This window comes from Vreelandella halophila, from assembly GCF_009856365.1.
Lineage (GTDB): Bacteria > Pseudomonadota > Gammaproteobacteria > Pseudomonadales > Oleiphilaceae > Halospina > Halospina utahensis_B.
Genome location: NZ_WMEX01000008.1, coordinates 157,375 through 171,882, shown reverse-complemented (window position 1 = coordinate 171,882; position 14,508 = coordinate 157,375). Strand labels below are relative to the sequence as shown.

Sequence of the window (14,508 nt, the reverse complement as noted above, 5' to 3'; positions counted from 1 at the left end):
TTGTTAGTGGCTGTCAGTTCGGAAGTTTGCCCTCAATGCCCTCAACATACCAGTTGATTTCAAGCAGTTGTTGATCCTTCAGCGCATCGCCTTTCGCAACGATCTCCTCGCCATCCTGATTGTTGATGGGACCCTGGAAGACCTCCCGGTCGCCGTTGATCAGGGCGTCACGATGTGTATTGATCCGTTCAACAACGGCTTCCGGGATATCCGAGTGCATAGGAGCCATTTTGACAACGCCTTCGGAGAGCCCGTACCAGATTGATTCGGGCTCCCAGCTGTCATTCAGCACCGCCTGAATCTTTTCCTGGTAGATCGGTTCCCAGTGCATCATTACCGATGTGAGATGAGCGTCCGGGCCATAGGATTTCATGTTTGAATTGTAACCGATGCCGTAGACTCCTTCGTCTTGGGCCGCCTGCACGACCGCAGGGGAGTCCGCGTGCATGGTCAGCACGTCCGCGTCCTGACGGATGAGGCTGGCTGCGGACTCACGCTCCTTGGCCGGGTCATGCCAGGAGTTGATCCAGGAGACGCTTACAGAGGCGTCCGGATTCACTTCCCGGACGCCAAGAGTGAATGCGTTAATGCCGCGCAGTACCTCGGGGATTGGGAATCCAGCGACATAGCCGATGGTGTCGGTCTCGGTCATGGCTCCAGCCGCCATGCCTGCCAGATAGCGACCCTGATAGGCGCGTGCCTGATAGTTCCCGACATTCTCCGCCGTTTTATAACCCGTGGCGTGTTCGTAACGCACATTGGGGAACTGCCGGGCTACCCGGAGGGTTGGGTTCATGTAGCCGAAGGAGGTGGTGAATATGAGGTCATGGCCATTGGCGGAGAGGTTGCGGATGACCCGCTGCGAGTCTGAGCCCTCTGAAACGCTCTCCACATAGGTGGTTTCGACCCGGTCGCCGAATTCCTTGTCGACGATCTTGCGGGCGCGGTCGTGCATGTAGGTCCAGCCGGCGTCACCGATGGGGCTGACATAGACAAAGCCTACTTTGAGGGGATCCTCTGCGGCGTGCAGGGGACTGCTGAGGGCCAGCGCCGCGCTCAGGCCCAGGCTGATAAGGGTGGGTGCTTTCATCGGGTGATCCTCCGTAAGTCGGTTGTTTTGAGCAGCCTAATTCTGTGGGTAGTAAGGTTGCCCCAGCGAACGGGGCGCGAGCTGCGCGGTGCCTGCGCGCTGCATCATCATGACCAGGGCGATGATGGTGGCCAGATACGGGAGCATGGCCAGTAGGTTCGGAGAGATGTCGTATCCGAAACCCTGTAGGACCAGGTGAAGGATGCTGGCGAAGGCGAAAAGCCAGGCTCCGATCAGGACCCGTTCGGTGCGCCAGCTTGCAAAAACAACCAGTGCCAGAGCGATCCAGCCACGCCCTGCCGACATGCCCTCCGTCCACATCGGGGTATAGGCCAGGGACAGGTACGCGCCACCGAGGCCCGCCATGGCGCCGCCGAACATCACCGTTGCGTAGCGCACCAGGATAACCCGGTAGCCCATGCTGTGGGCGACCGCTGGGGCTTCGCCGACTGCACGGATGATCAGCCCCAGGCGCGTGCGGCTCATGACGTAATAGATGGAGGCGAAAAGGATGAAAGCACCGTAAACGAGCAGGTCCTGGGCGAAGAAAGCCTTGCCGATCAGCGGAATACTGTGGAGCAGCGGGATCGGCTGCTCGTCGAGACCGTCGATGGACAGGCCAACGTAGTCGACGCCAAGGAAGGCGCTGAGGCCGGTTCCGAAGATGGTAAGTGCCAGGCCGGTGGCGATCTGACTGGACACGAGGCTGATTGCAATGACCGCGAAAATCAGTGAGAAGAGGGCACCGGAGGCGAGCCCGCTGGCTACTCCGATGAGCAGGCTGTCGGTTGTGTAGGCGCCGATGAAGGCGCAGACAGCGCCTACCAGGATCATGCCTTCCTGCCCGAGGTTCAGCACACCGCTGCGTTCTGAAATCATGGCACCCAGTGCTACCAGGAGTAGGGGCGTTCCGGTTCGTATAGTGGCGAACAGGATGTTCTCGATGATGTCCATACTCATGAGCTCGTCACCTCCCGGGTCGAGGTGTTGGAGGGCCGATGACCCCGCATCGGCGTCAGTACAATCCGATGGGAGATCAGGAAGTCGCAGGCCAGCAGGAAGAACAGGAGAAGCCCCTGAAAGACGCCGGTGATCGATTTTGGCAGCCCCAGTGTCATCTGGGCATTCTCGCCGCCAAGATAGGTTAGGCCGAGCAACAGGCTCGCAAGCAGTACCCCCAGCGGGTGCATCCGGCCCATGAACACGATAATGATGGCCGTGTAGCCGTAGCCCAGCGCCAGGTTGGTGGTTAGTTGCCCAACCGGGCCGTTGACTTCGGAAACGCCCGCCATTCCCGCCATACCGCCGCTGAAAAGCAATAGTACCCAGATCAACCGGTTGCCGTTGAATCCAGCGAAGCGGGCAGCCTGGCGGTTCTCGCCCATAACCCGTGTCTGGTAGCCAAGAAGTGTTCGGTTCAGGACCGTCCAGACCACCGCCAGCATGAGAAGGGCGATGAATATGGCGATCGTGACCCGGTATTGACCCCAGAGTGTCGGCAGCAGAGTCTGGGGGCTGAACAGTTCCGACTCCGGGAAGTTATAGCCCGAGGGGCTTTTGAGGGGACCATGCACACTCCAGAGAAGAAGTTGTATGGCGATGTAGTTGAGCATGATGGTGGTCAGGATTTCGTGGGCCCGGAACCGGGTCAGTAGTAGGGCGGCGATCCCAGCCCAGGCCATGCCCGCGAGCACCCCACTTGCGATCACTACCGGGAGGACCCAGAACCCCTGGTGATCGGCAAGCTGAAGCGAGACCGCGCCCGCGATCAGGGCACCGAAAACGAACTGGCCCTCAGCCCCGATGTTCCAGACCTTGGCTCGGAAACACAGTGTCAGGCCGGTTGCACAGAGCAGTAGGGGAGTCACTTTCACGAAAAGCTCTGACAGCCCATAAACCGTCGAAACCGGTTCTATGAAAAACGCATGCAGGCTGGCGAGAGGCGCTTTTCCAAGGGCGCTAAAAATGGCGGCGCCGGTTATGAGTGTCAGCCCGAGAGCGAGTAACGGAGAAAGGTAGCGCATTGTAGGTGATGGGGTTGGGCGGGCTTCAATGCGCATTTTGGACTCCCTGTGTCTGTGGGGCGCTGAACGTCCCCGCCATCCACTGACCCAGGGTTTCCATCGATACCTCATGGCCGGGTTTCAAAGGAGAAAGCTGGCCGCCACAGATGGCGCCCACGCGATCGCAAAGCAGATAGAGTTCGTCCAGGTCTTCTGTAAGGATCAGGATGGCCGTGCCCTCATCACGCAACCGCGCCAGCTCCACATGGATCCGGTTGGCGGAACCCACATCCACTCCCCAGGTGGGGTAGAAGCAGACAAGCACCTTCGGCGCTTGGGCGATTTCACGCCCGATGATGAATTTCTGGAGATTGCCTCCGGAAAGACTGGCTGCCGTGTCATCAGGCCCGGATGCTTTGACCTGGTAATTCTGGATCAACTCCCGTGTACGCTCCGTCAGTGGTCGCCAATGGAGAAAACCGTGGGCGTCGGAATCCGTGACATAAGCTGTGAGGAGCCGGTTCTCAGTGAGGGACATGGCCCCTATCGAGCCGCGTCCGAGCCGGTCCGCGTGAACGGTCGCAAGGCCGGCCCGTCGCCGGGCCAGGACGCCTTCGGCAGTCATATCCCGACCATCCAAAAGCAGCTTGCCTGCGTCAGGGGCAAGTTCACCATTGATGAGGTCAACAAGTTCGTCCTGACCATTTCCGGCTACCCCTGCAATACCGGTGATTTCGCCGGCCCGGAGCGTGAGGTCGATGCTGTGGAGCGCAATGGCGAATGCTCCTCCAGGTGAGACGGATACCCCTTCAAGTGAGAGGCTGTCGTCACCCGGTGCGCCCACCCCCATGCTTTTCTCAATATGCAGGTCGTCACCCAGCATCATGCGTGATATCTGCTCCGAGGTCGTCTCCGCCGGGGTGCAACTACCCGTTACTCTGCCGCCTCTCAGGATGGTGGCGCGGTCGCAGAGCGTTCTGACTTCCTCCAGCTTGTGGGAGATGAACAGAATGCTGCAGCCCTCACTCGCCAGCTGCTTGAGTACTTTCACCAAGTGAGTAACTTCGCCAGGCGTCAACACGGCCGTGGGCTCGTCCAGAATCAGCAGTTGGATCTCCTGCAGCAGGCAGCGCACAATCTCTACGCGTTGCTGCTCCCCGACCGAGAGCGTATGGACATGCCGGTCAGGATTGATATCAAGCCCGTACGCCTCGCCAACGCTCAGGATCCTGTCGCGGAGGCGGCGGAGAGAGCCGTATTCCTGCCGCGGAAGATAAAGAGCGATGTTCTCTGTCACGGTCAGGGTCTGGAAAAGTGAGAAATGCTGGAAGACCATGCCCATGCCGAGCCTGCGTGCATGAGCCGGCCCCTCGATCAGGGTTTCACGGTCGTTCCAGATGAGCTGGCCGGCATCGGGTTTGACCACCCCGTAGATGATCTTCATGAGGGTACTCTTACCCGCGCCGTTCTCTCCCACCAGGGCGTGGATCTCACCGGGTTTTACGGTCATTTCCACCCGGTCGTTGGCAATGCAGCCAGGGTAGGCCTTGGCGATGCCGACCAACTCCAGACGTCTCGATGCTGTTGCTCCCATAAAACTGACCACCAGGACAATACACTCCGGTTCTGGAAGCAATCTATGTGCCAGCTTCTTCGCATCATCTGTCCCGGAAGTCTTTTTTAATAACCTGTCTAGTTGGCCAAAAATTTGCAAAGCAGAGGATGGAAAACAGTCATGAGACTGCGATTGGAATCATTGCGTGGGGGATCGTTTCGTGCGCCTCAAGGTCAACAACCGCCTATACGACAGCGGCGATGAAGCCCCGGACAGGACACTTCTGGCATTTCTCAGGAACCAGTGTGGGCTGACCGGGACAAAGGAGGGATGCGCGTCTGGAGACTGTGGCGCCTGCACCGTCATGGTCCATGATGAACGTGGGGAAAAACCCCGTTCTTACACGGTGAATAGCTGCATATGCCCTGTTGAAAGTCTTAGAGATCAGTCTGTTACAACCGTAGAAGGTCTGGGTGGCGATGGCGTCCACGGAGAGCTTCATCCGGTTCAGGAAGCCATGGTGGCATGCGACGGCTCCCAATGCGGTTTCTGTACGCCGGGGTTCGTGATGTCGTTGGCCGCGCTTCACTCAGAGACACTGGAAAGGGGGATGCCGGAAGATCCCCGGCGGGCGGTTCTGGATGCCATCTCCGGGAACCTGTGTCGTTGTACCGGCTATCGACCGATTGTTGAAGCCGGAATACGAGCTCTCAACAATCCTGACTTTTTGACCAGGAATGGAACAGAGCCGGTGAGTGGTGCACCGTTATCGGGCAGCATGGAAACCCCAAACGAGCCGTGTTCGTTCTGGCAGCCGGGGACAGAAGCCGAACTCCAACGTCTTCTGTCGGCTAACCCCGAGGCGCGGCTGGTGGCAGGGGGAACCGACCTGATGCTGGAGCACACCCAGCTTTTCAGGCGCTTACCCAAGCTTATTGATCTCAACCGGATCGAGTCGTTGCGGAGAATCGAGCTCGGCCCGGAGCACATCGATATAGGCGCGGCTGTCACCTACACGGAGATGGAGACCGCGTTTGCGGACATTGCACCTGAGCTGGTCCGAATGCTTGAGCGTCTGGGGTCCCGACAGATCCGTAATCGCGGGACCATCGGCGGGAATATCGGCAATGCCTCCCCCATTGCTGATATGCCCCCGTTTCTGCTGGTGATGGATGCCGAGCTGGTGATCCGGGATGCCAGGGGAAACAGCCGAAGTGAACCTCTGTGTGAATTCTACCAGGACTACAAGCAGACAACACTGCAGCCGGGTGAGTACATCGCCCTGGTACGGATCGATCGGCCTCGGCCCGGTCAGTGGCTTCGCCTGCACAAGCTCTCAAAGCGTTACGAGGATGACATCACGACCGTCATGGGGGCTTTTCTGTGGGATGCCGAAACCGGGCTGCGCGTGGCCTACGGCGGTATGGCGGCGGTGCCGGCACGGGCCTGGCGATGTGAGCAGGTGATCAATTATGGAGGAACTGCGATTCCGACGTTGGACGACCTCACGATAGAGCGGGCCTGTGCCGAGTTGAATGAAACGTTCTCACCCATTGGGGATGTGCGGGCCTCCGCCGACTATCGCCGGGTGATGGCTGCCAGCCTGTTTGGCCGCGCCTGTCGCGGGCTCAAATCATTTGCCAGCGGCGAGGAACCCAAAGAGGAGCTGCATCATCATGGCTGAGCAACCGGAAAGGGCGGCTGGCAAAGCCTCCCCCCACGAGTCTGCGCGCAAACACGTCTGTGGCAGCGCCCGCTACATCGATGATCTGCCGGTGATGCCGGGAATGGCTCACATCGCCACGGGCAAATCACCCCACCCGCATGCCCGGATCACGCATCTGGACCTTGAGCATGTGCGGCGCTACCCGGGCGTGCTCGATGTTGTCACCCAGGCGGATATTCCGGGAAAGGTGGATGTCGCACCAGTATTCGACGGTGATCCCCTGCTGGCTGGAGAGGTAGTCGAGTTCGTTGGGCAGCCCGTATTCGCGGTCGCCGCGGTCAGTATGGAGGTGGCACAGCGCGCGGTGGCCGAAGCCCGGATCGGCTATGAACCGCTGCCGGCGCAGCTATCAATCGAGGACGCGCTGGCGGCCGATGCGCACGTACTTCCACCCCATGAGATGCGTATGGGCGACGTTTCCGCTGAGATCTCGGCGGCTCCCCAGCGTCTTAACGGTGAGCTCTATGTCCGTGGCCAGGAACATTTCTATCTGGAGGGGCAGGTTGGTCAGGCGGAGCCTACCGAGGATGGGGGCATTCACGTGATCGCTTCCACCCAGCATCCGACCGAGATCCAGCATTTGGTCGCGGAGGTCCTCGATATCCCTTTTAACCGGGTCGTAGCGGAGGTCCGGCGTATGGGAGGCGGTTTCGGCGGCAAGGAAACCCAGGCGGGACCGATCGCCTGCATGACGGCCCTGTTCGCCCATCGTCTCGGGCGGTCGGTGCGTTATCGGATGCCTCGCCGTGATGACATGGTTCAGACCGGTAAGCGTCATGATTTCCTGAACCGCTGGAGCGTCGGGTTCGATGATCAGGGGGTGATCCATGGGCTTGACCTGATGCTCGCCGGCAAATGTGGCTATTCCGCGGATCTTTCCCAGGGAATCGTGGACCGCGCCATGTTTCACGCGGACAACGCCTATTTCCTCAACACAGCGCGAATCGAGGGGCTGCGATGTCGTACCCATACGGTCTCGAACACCGCCTTCCGTGGGTTCGGCGGACCCCAGGGCATGATGGCGATTGAAACCGTAATCGAGGACATTGCGCGCGCCACCGGCCAGGATCCGCTGGATGTCCGGAAACGGAACCTTTATTCGCCCGGGCGGGATGAAACCCCTTACGGCCAGACGGTAGAGCAGCATGTGTTGCCGGAACTGGTGGAGCGGCTTGAAGCGGACTCGGACTACCGCGGTCGCCGGGCCGGGATCGAGGCGTTCAACCAGAAACATCGCTATCTGAAGAAGGGGCTGGCTCTGACGCCGGTGAAGTTTGGGATTTCATTTACGGTCAAGCATCTTAATCAGGCGGGCGCTCTGCTGCAGCTTTATACCGACGGCAGCCTGATGATCAATCACGGTGGCACGGAGATGGGGCAGGGCCTGTTCACCAAGGTCCAGCAGGTGGTCGCCTCCGAGTTCGGGGTTTCTCGAGACCAGGTGATGGTGACCTCGACCCGGACCGACAAGATTCCCAACACCTCGGCTACGGCGGCCTCCTCGGGGAGCGATCTCAATGGCATGGCGGCTCGGGATGCCTGCCAACGGGTCAGGGGAGTGCTCTGTGAGTTTGCCGCTTCAGAATTCGGGGTTGAGCCTGATGCTGTGAGATTTGAGCGAGGGCTTGTCGTGATCGGGGAACGGGAGTGGACGCTGGGCGAGTTTGCCGAGCTTGCCTATACCCACAGGGTCCCGCTGTTCGCGACCGGCTTCTACCGGACCCCAAAGATTCACTATAACCGCGAGGAGGGCAAGGGCAGGCCCTTTTTCTACTACGCCAATGGCGCTGCGGTCTCCGAGGTAACGGTGGACACCGCGACCGGTGAGTATCGGGTGGAAAGGGTGGATATCCTGCACGATGTGGGTGATTCCCTGAATCCGGCCATTGATATTGGCCAGATCGAAGGAGGATTCGTCCAGGGTATGGGGTGGCTGACCACAGAGGAGCTCCTCTGGGACAACCAGGGCCGCGTCATTTCCAACAGCCCGTCCAACTACAAGATACCGACTGCCGGCGACGTACCGGCGGATTTCAGGGTTTCCCTCTACGACCGGCCGAACAATGAGGAGACCATCTACCTGTCCAAGGCAGTTGGTGAGCCGCCGCTCATGCTGGCCATCTCGGTCTGGGCGGCTCTGAGAGACGCCTGTGCCGCCACCACCCGTTATCGTTTCAGCCCTAGGCTTGATACACCTGCCACACCGGAGCGTGTTTACTGGGCCTTGAGGGAGTGCGAGACCTTCAATCTGGAAGGGCACTCAGGGGGGCACGGATGAATGTCATGTCCTGGCATCAGGCCATAACCCAGTGCATGCACGCTGGCCATGCCTATGTGATCGCAACCGTGGTCAATACTCAGGGATCAACTCCCCGTGATGGCGGAAGCAAGATGGTGATCACTGCGGATCAGACCTACGACACCATCGGAGGGGGTCGATTCGAGTTGCTGGTGACGCAGAGAGCCAGGGAACTGCTGGCGGCGGGTCAGGGCTGTCAGCGTCTGGAGCCCTTTCCGTTGGGAGCCCAGGCGGCGCAGTGCTGCGGTGGCAATCTGACGGTCATGCTTGAGTGCATTCCTTGCCGGGACTGGCAGGTGGCTGTATTTGGGGCCGGGCATGTGGGGCAGGCATTGTTGGGCATCCTGGCTGGTCTCCCTTGCCAGGTTACCGTAGTGGACTCAAGGCCTGAGCTGGCGCCTGAATCGATGCCTCCCAATGCCCGCATGGCCATCGACGACAATCCCGTGAGCGCACTGGATACCCTCCCTGATAACACCTGGGTAATCGTGTTGACCCATGATCACGGCCTGGACTTTTCCCTTTGCTGTCGGTTGCTTACCGACTATCGATGGTCATTCACGGGCCTGATCGGCTCGCGGACCAAGGCTGAGCGGTTCCGAGCCAGATTATCGCGTGAAGGGTTCAGTGGCGAGGCGATACGTCGTATCCAGTGCCCTATTGGTCTGGAAGGTGTCGAGGGCAAATACCCCATGGAAGTAGCGGTTTCCATCGCTGCTCAGCTGCAGTCGCTTTACTACCAGAGGCATGAACGCCCAACAGGCGTTTCCACGACCTGGAGAGAGATCAAGTCGGTCCTGAACGGAGAGCAAATGGAATGACCCTGGATGAACTCAACGTACTTACTCAAAGGGCGGCATTCGACATGTTTCATGAATGCTGCCATTGCGAGCGGTGGGCAACCCGCATGGTACTCGCCAGACCCTTCGCCAGCATCGCGAGCCTGCTGGATAAGGCCGACGAGTTTTGGTCCCAGTCGTCGCGAGCCGAGATTCTGGAGGCGTTTTCCGGGCATGCCCGTATTGGCGATATGGAAGCGTTGCGTGAAAAGTTCTCTGGTGCAACAGGCCATGAACAGGGTCAGGTCCTGGAGACCAGTGAGGCAACGCTTGAGCAGTTGTACGAACTCAACCTGCTGTACGAACAGCGCCACGGCTTCATCTTCATTATCTGCGCCACCGGCAAGTCGGCAGACGAGATGCTTGCCGCCCTGAAGGCTCGGATCGATAACCCCACGGGTACCGAAATCATCAATGGAGCCCGGGAGCAGGGCGCCATCAATCAATTGCGCCTTCAGCGGGCTCTGTCGGACACGGGAGAAGGTCATGACGAGTAAAGCCTCCATCAGCACCCATGTTCTCAATCTGGGCACAGGACGCCCGGCGGCTGGTGTCACTGTTGTGCTCTACGGCCCCGATGGTGGGGTTCTGTCTCAGGCCACCACGAATCCTGATGGACGGGTCGACGAGTGGAGCACCGATTTCGAGCTGGTATCCGGTGAATACCAGCTGGTGTTCGAGGTGGGTGACTGGTTCAAAGCGCGTGGTGAAGACAGTTTCTATACCCGCATACCGATTGCATTCCGGATTGAGCGTCCGGATGAGCACTATCACGTGCCACTGCTGATGAATGCGTTCGGTTACTCCACCTACAGGGGAAGTTGAGTTTTATGGGTCATCAACAGATGGGCACTTCGTTCAGGGTCTTCCGAGCGCCAATACTGCACTTTACGGCAAGGCCGGATCCGGTGTCAGGCGGTGGTTATGAATACTTCCCGGATGGGGTGCTTGTGGTGCGTGATGGGCATGTCGAAACCCTGGGTAGCGCTGCTGATCTCAGTCGGCAGGGCCTGGCACTCGAGCAGTGTGAGCATTACCCCGACAAGCTGCTGATGCCGGGTCTGATTGACCCGCATATCCATTATCCGCAGACGGGGGTGATTGCTTCCTACGGGGAACAGCTCATCGACTGGCTCAACCAATACACCTTTCCCGCAGAACAGGCGTTCCGGGACCCTGAGCATGGGCGGATCCGGGCCAGTGAATTTCTGGATCTGCTCCTGGAGAGCGGTACCACAACGGCGATGGTCTATACGACCATATTCCCGCAGTCTACGGAGGCATTTTTTGAGGCGGCTCTTGAACGCAATCTAAGAATGGTCGCTGGTAAGGTGATGATGGACCGCAACGCGCCACAGGGGCTTCGCGACACAGTGGCCAGCGGGGTTGCGGATACGCGCAGTCTGATTGAGCGTTGGCATGGAAGGGGACGTCTGGATTACGCCGTTACACCGCGGTTTGCACCAACCAGCTCCCGCGAACAGCTGGCCGCTGCCGGCCGGCTGCTGCGTGAATACGAGGGTGTCTATCTCCAGACGCACCTGTCCGAGAACAGGGGCGAGATTGCCTGGGTTGGGTCGCTGTTTCCGGAAGCCCGGGACTATCTGGATGTCTACGATAGTTACGGATTGCTGGGCCCAAGGAGTGTCTTCGGGCACGGGATCCACCTCAGCGAGCGGGAGCGCGGGCGTTTGGGGGAGACAGGATCCCGGATTGCCTTCTGCCCCACCTCCAACCTTTTTCTAGGGAGTGGCCTTTTCGATCTTGCTGCAACGGAAGAGGCGGGTATTGGGGTAGGGGTAGCCACTGACGTCGGTGGAGGAACCAGTTTTTCCCTTCTGGAGACGCTGGCCGAGGCGTACAAGGTGCTTCAGATCCAGGGCCAGCCATTGCACCCACTGATTGGTCTTTACATGGCCACGCTCGGCAATGCCCGAACCCTCGCGCTGGATGATCGTATTGGCAACTTTGAGTCGGGGAAGGAGGCTGACTTCATCCTGGTCGATCCTGGTGTCTCGCAGGTCCAGAAACAGCGCCAGGAAAGGGCACGGAGTCTGGACGAAGTCCTTTTTGCACTGATGATGCTCGGAGACGAACGCAATATTGCCGCGACCTATATTCAGGGAGTGCCTGTCTTCCAGCGCGACCAACTGGAACGGGAGAGTGCCTGATGCAGGGAATGATGTTGGAGTGGCTTAATGCAGGATTCCGGCTTTTTCACGTAGTAGCTGCCATTGCCTGGATCGGGGCTTCGTTCTACTTCATCTGGCTTGACCTGAGCCTCGAGGAACCTCCCCGCAATAAACGGGACCGGGGAGTTAAGGGGGATCTTTGGTCGATCCATGGTGGGGGTATCTATGAGATCAGCAAGTACCGACTCGCTCCACCCCGCATGCCACAGACCCTCCACTGGTTCAAATGGGAAGCCTATACCACTTGGCTGACAGGGTCCGGGCTGCTCGTGCTGCTCTATTACGTCCAGGCCCAGTCCTATCTGGTTGGAAACGGTACCTGGCTCCAATCCCCAGCGGCCGCGATTGCTGGCAGCATCTGCTTTCTCGCAGCGGGCCAGTTGGTCTACGAGACCCTCGTTCGCAGTGCGCTGGGCCGGAGGGCAGGCACCCTGGCAGTGGCGCTACTGGTAACGCTGAGCCTGGCGAGCTGGCTGGCTTTCCAGCTGTTCTCGGCGCGTGCTGCCTACATTCACATGGGGGCCCTGATCGGTACCTGGATGGCGGGCAACGTTTTTTGGGGCATTATTCCCGCACAGAAGGCTTTCGTCGCGGATGTCGGTGCGGGACGGGAGCCTGATCCGGAGCGGGCGCGCTTCGCCAAACTGCGTTCGACGCATAACAATTATCTGACACTGCCCGTCGTATTCGCGATGCTGAGCAATCACTATCCCTTCCTTTACGGCGGTGAGTATGCGTGGTTCTTGTTGGTGGTTGTCGGTGCTCTGCTGGCCTGGATTCGGCACTTCTTCAACCTTCGACACCAGGGGCAAAGCCGACCTGGCGTTCTGGTTGGAGCCGGGCTGGCGCTGATATGTGTCGCGCTCCTGACCGCTTTTGCTGAGCATGGGCCAGGCATCGCCGAAAAGAATGATGGTGCGGCTGCCTCGCCGGTCAGTAGTGATTCTGCAAGTGCCATGGTCGCCGAGCACTGTTCGGGATGTCATGCCAGAGAGCCCACCATGGGAGGGTTCCAGGCGCCACCAGCGGGCCTGGTTTTCGAGTCGGAGGCAGACCTGCTCAACCACCGGAGCCGATCTCTGACGGCGATCAGCTCCGGGTATATGCCACTTGGAAACCAGACGGAAATGAGCGAGGAGGAGCGCGGCCGACTGCTCCGGTGGCTCCAGAGCCAGTAAATGGCAGCGTTGCTGGTGTCTCGGGTGATTAAGCCCGCATGGCCTCCTGCTCGGAAGCTGATACCTCTGTGGTAGCCTCCGTACGGTTGGCAATGAATTCCACGACATGGCGTGCGTCGTCGCCAACCGAGGCAAAACGCCCTGACCCCCAGGTATGCAGCCAGGGGAGACCAAGAAAGTAGGCGCCCGGCGTTGGTGTAATGCCACGCTGGTGCACCGGTTCCCCGGCGCCGTCGAAAACCGGGAGATGGACCCAGCTGAAATCGCTGTGAAAACCGGTTGCCCATATAACAGTGGTGATGCTGGTGGCTTCCAGGTCCAGTTCCCTGGGTTCGCGTTCTGGCTCCCAAATGGGGCGGTATTCGGGCTCTGAGGGGGCCTGTATATTGTTCTTTTCGATGTAGCGGTCAATGCTCTCCCGGATCCGGCAGTAGGTGTCGTCCGCCCCGTCCAGGTTCTGTTTCAGATCCTGTCCGAAGATCAGGTGGGTTCCGTTACGGATGTCGGCAACCCGACCATAGAGCTGCATCCCTTCCAGGGCGAAGCGACGCAGGTCGATCTCGCGCCCGCCGTCACGGCCGGTCATGTAGTGGTTGGCCTTGTGGCGCAGATCCCAGGCCGGTTCCGGGTGTTCGTCCACGGTGACCTCATAGGTGCCCATTTCCTCCAGCCAGTCCACGGAATCACGGCCCCGGTACCAGCGCGGCGCCCGGGGTGCCCGGCCGACACAGAGGTGAACCCGGCGTCCGGCCAGGTGCAAGTCCTCCGCGATCTGGCACCCCGACTGGCCCGTGCCGATAACCAGGATCTCCCCGGCGGGCAGCGTTTCCGGGGACTTGTAGTCGGATGAATGCAACTGCTCAATGGACGTTGGCAGGCGTTCGCTGAGCCTTGGCCAGTTGGGGACGTGATAGCCGTTGACCGCCATGACCACCTGGTTTGCGGTAAACCTTCCCTCGGTGGTTACCAGCTCGTAGCCTCCGGAGTCGTGCCGTTGCAGGGTCTCAACCGTCACACCCTGGAGCAGGGGCGGTTTGACGAAGGCGGCGTAGCGTTCGATGTAATCAACGATGGCATCGCGGGGCATGAAGCCGTTCGGGTCATTGCCGTCATAGGGGAAGCCCGGGAGCCGGCACTGCCAGTTCGGCGTTACCAGGCAGAAAGAGTCCCAGCGGTTGTTGCGCCAGGCGTGGCCCACCGAGTGTTTTTCCAGCACCAGGTGCCGGATGCTGTGCTGCTGGAGCCAGTAGCTGGCGGAAAGGCCGGCCTGGCCGCCGCCGATCACGATTACGGGCCAGTGGATCTGGTCACTTACGGGGGCAAAGGGCGTCTGCCAAGTCATGATTCAAACTCCTCCACACGGATCATGGCATCCGTCTGCTCGAGAAAGGGTTGTGCGGTGTGCTCCAGCATGTCGAGCTGGTCCGCTGCACTGCTGCAGGCATAGCCGTATTTCTGTCGGACGCGCTCGCCGGCCTGTGTCAGCGCCTGGCGGCTGCGTTCCAGAAAATCGGCAACAGGGTAGTCTGTCTGCGGCGCCAGATAATCGCGGATCGCGGTGGACGGCGAGTAACACCGGGTCACGCGCTCATCCGGCCAGCGTACGTGAAACCAGACCTGAGGCAT

General features: G+C 59.8%; 13 protein-coding genes. 7 read left to right on the top strand and 6 right to left on the bottom strand.

Going from position 1 to position 14,508, the window contains the following annotated elements; genetic code table 11:
* Positions 1-13: 13 nt before the first annotated feature.
* The 4 genes from GLW01_RS14080 to GLW01_RS14065 form a co-directional block, all read right to left on the bottom strand.
* Positions 14-1,090, bottom strand: a complete 1,077-nt coding sequence (locus GLW01_RS14080; RefSeq protein ID WP_160899455.1) for a BMP family ABC transporter substrate-binding protein — start codon at positions 1,088-1,090, stop codon at positions 14-16.
* A 36-nt stretch (positions 1,091-1,126) separates the two neighbouring features.
* Positions 1,127-2,050 (bottom strand): ABC transporter permease, encoded by a 924-nt coding sequence (locus GLW01_RS14075; RefSeq protein ID WP_160899454.1) that lies wholly within the window; start codon positions 2,048-2,050, stop codon positions 1,127-1,129.
* A complete protein-coding gene (locus GLW01_RS14070) occupies positions 2,047-2,964 on the bottom strand; it encodes an ABC transporter permease (protein ID WP_340162460.1) in 918 nt (305 codons plus the stop codon). The genes GLW01_RS14075 and GLW01_RS14070 overlap by 4 nt, the downstream gene beginning before the upstream one ends.
* 175 nt (positions 2,965-3,139) lie before the next feature.
* Positions 3,140-4,687 carry an ABC transporter ATP-binding protein gene (locus tag GLW01_RS14065; RefSeq protein ID WP_160899452.1) on the bottom strand — a complete coding sequence of 516 codons (1,548 nt, stop codon included), beginning with the start codon at positions 4,685-4,687 and terminating at the stop codon, positions 3,140-3,142.
* A gap of 166 nt (positions 4,688-4,853) precedes the next feature.
* On the opposite strand from GLW01_RS14065, the gene GLW01_RS15675 reads away from it, so the two are divergent.
* Genes GLW01_RS15675 through GLW01_RS14030 form a run of 7 tightly spaced genes read left to right on the top strand, consistent with a single transcriptional unit; the run spans position 4,854 to position 12,882 of the window.
* Positions 4,854-6,332 carry a xanthine dehydrogenase small subunit gene (locus GLW01_RS15675; protein WP_202405748.1) on the top strand — a complete coding sequence of 493 codons (1,479 nt, stop codon included), beginning with the start codon at positions 4,854-4,856 and terminating at the stop codon, positions 6,330-6,332.
* Positions 6,325-8,652 (top strand): xanthine dehydrogenase molybdopterin binding subunit, encoded by a 2,328-nt coding sequence (gene xdhB / locus GLW01_RS14055; protein WP_160899451.1) that lies wholly within the window; start codon positions 6,325-6,327, stop codon positions 8,650-8,652. Before GLW01_RS15675 ends, xdhB begins: the two co-directional genes overlap by 8 nt.
* A gap of 5 nt (positions 8,653-8,657) precedes the next feature.
* Positions 8,658-9,494, top strand: a complete 837-nt coding sequence (xdhC, locus tag GLW01_RS14050; protein WP_202405747.1) for a xanthine dehydrogenase accessory protein XdhC — start codon at positions 8,658-8,660, stop codon at positions 9,492-9,494.
* Positions 9,491-10,009, top strand: coding sequence for a 2-oxo-4-hydroxy-4-carboxy-5-ureidoimidazoline decarboxylase (gene uraD, locus GLW01_RS14045; protein ID WP_160899449.1), 519 nt, complete (start codon positions 9,491-9,493; stop codon positions 10,007-10,009). Before xdhC ends, uraD begins: the two co-directional genes overlap by 4 nt.
* Positions 9,999-10,337 (top strand): hydroxyisourate hydrolase, encoded by a 339-nt coding sequence (gene uraH, locus GLW01_RS14040; RefSeq protein ID WP_160899448.1) that lies wholly within the window; start codon positions 9,999-10,001, stop codon positions 10,335-10,337. Before uraD ends, uraH begins: the two co-directional genes overlap by 11 nt.
* A gap of 5 nt (positions 10,338-10,342) precedes the next feature.
* Entirely contained in the window at positions 10,343-11,683 is a 1,341-nt protein-coding gene (gene guaD / locus GLW01_RS14035) for a guanine deaminase (protein ID WP_237416597.1), read from the top strand.
* Positions 11,683-12,882 carry a urate hydroxylase PuuD gene (locus GLW01_RS14030; protein ID WP_160899447.1) on the top strand — a complete coding sequence of 400 codons (1,200 nt, stop codon included), beginning with the start codon at positions 11,683-11,685 and terminating at the stop codon, positions 12,880-12,882. Before guaD ends, GLW01_RS14030 begins: the two co-directional genes overlap by 1 nt.
* A 28-nt stretch (positions 12,883-12,910) precedes the next feature.
* Here the strand turns inward: GLW01_RS14030 and GLW01_RS14025 are convergent, their stop codons facing one another.
* Together GLW01_RS14025 and GLW01_RS14020 are read right to left on the bottom strand one after the other, a co-directional pair.
* The gene (locus GLW01_RS14025) at positions 12,911-14,224 is read right to left on the bottom strand and encodes an MSMEG_0569 family flavin-dependent oxidoreductase (RefSeq protein WP_160899446.1); all 1,314 of its coding nucleotides are present in this window, start codon (positions 14,222-14,224) and stop codon (positions 12,911-12,913) included.
* Positions 14,221-14,508, bottom strand: a complete 288-nt coding sequence (locus GLW01_RS14020) for an MSMEG_0570 family nitrogen starvation response protein (protein WP_160899445.1) — start codon at positions 14,506-14,508, stop codon at positions 14,221-14,223. Before GLW01_RS14020 ends, GLW01_RS14025 begins: the two co-directional genes overlap by 4 nt.